The 1,341-nt window shown below is 45.0% G+C and carries 2 protein-coding genes; one reads left to right on the top strand and one right to left on the bottom strand.

From position 1 onward, the window contains the following. The first annotated feature begins 57 nt into the window (after positions 1-57). Positions 58-186: a hypothetical protein gene (locus F6K20_RS38735; protein WP_267871967.1), complete on the top strand. Its 129-nt coding sequence runs from the start codon at positions 58-60 to the stop codon at positions 184-186. Here the strand turns inward: F6K20_RS38735 and F6K20_RS38730 are convergent, their stop codons facing one another. Further along, on the bottom strand, positions 187-909 hold the full coding sequence (locus F6K20_RS38730; protein WP_287251744.1) for a pentapeptide repeat-containing protein: 723 nt from the start codon (positions 907-909) through the stop codon (positions 187-189). Positions 910-1,341 lie beyond the last annotated feature (432 nt).

The following is a 1,341-nucleotide window of genomic DNA, read 5'->3' as shown; positions in this document are numbered from 1 at the left end:
TCAGGCAAAGGCTGACCGCTGACTGCTGACTCCTGACCGCTGACTGCTGACTACTGAATGCTTACTATTAATGAAGTAGACACACCTATTTCTTCTCGATTCCCCACTCCCGACTCCCGACTCCCGATTCCCTACTCCCGACTCCCGACTCCCGACTCCCGACTCCCTACTCCCTTTCCCAAATAACTAAATACTCGTATTTAATATCACTCCATCAAGTTCCGCTTCAATCAGATTAGCCCCCTGAAGGTTGGCATGAGTTAAATCAGCTCCGGTAAGATTCGCTTTTCTGAGGTTGGTTTCACTAAGGTTAGCTTCTCTGAGGTTGGTATAACTAAGATTAGCTTGACTAAGGTTAGCCCCTTTCAGATTCGCCTTCACCAGATCTGCTCCTGTTAAATTAGCTTTATCAAAATTACTACCAATCAGTTGAGCTTCATTAAGATTAGCCCCAGTCATCACCGCTTCAGTGAAGTTGACCCTACTCAGATTGGCTTTGGTGAAATTCACAGCAATCAGGTTAGTTCTAAACAGATTAGCTCCCTCAAGGTCTGCCAGAGAAAAGTTAACCCTAATTAGATTAGCGTCTTCCAAAGATGTCATAGTCAGGTCTGCTCTTTGGAAGGATGTACGGGTAAGCTTGGCTCTATTCAAGTAAGCGTGACGAAGAATAGCTTTATCAAATATTGCCCCAACGACACAAGCCTCAGTCAGGTCAGTATAAATCAGCAATGACCCACTCAAGTTAGATCCCATTAGCTCGGCTTGAAAGAGATTGAAACCATTGAGGTTTTGCCCACTCAGGTCTACTTCCATCAGGTCAGGGATCAGTTTGGGATGATTGTCTCTCCATTGATTCCAGAGTTTTAGACCCTGCTCAAGCTCAGCCAGATGGGTAGGTTCCGCCATGTAGTTGATTAGTCCTCTAGGTAACAATTCTTAATAAAGTATTAAATTTAATGTAACATAGCGAAAATAAAGTTTACATTTTTGTTAAGATTTTTAAGACTGTCAGCAGCTTTTGTATAAAATGGCGGCCTAAAAAGCCACACCCAAGCTATTACGGCTTGGGTGCAACTATTGTTTGAAGACCAGACATTGGCGAAACAGCGACTTGGACAGGACTTACCCAAAACTGGGCACCAAACCCTACAGGTAGAGTTACTGCGTAAGTCCTAAAGTATTTCTAGGGGTCGGTTGGCGTTATTTGGGCAGGACGGTAAATTAAATTATGCGATCGCATCCCGACTCCCGACTGCCGAGTCGATGCGATCGCATCCATAATCTCTGTCCCGATTTCCCGATTCCCGACTCCCGACTCCCGATTCCCGACTCCCGACA

The organism is Moorena sp. SIO2C4, assembly GCF_010672485.1.
GTDB lineage: Bacteria > Cyanobacteriota > Cyanobacteriia > Cyanobacteriales > Coleofasciculaceae > Moorena > Moorena producens.
The sequence above is the reverse complement of the archived record's forward strand: the minus strand, read 5'-3'. Positions and strand labels throughout refer to the sequence as shown.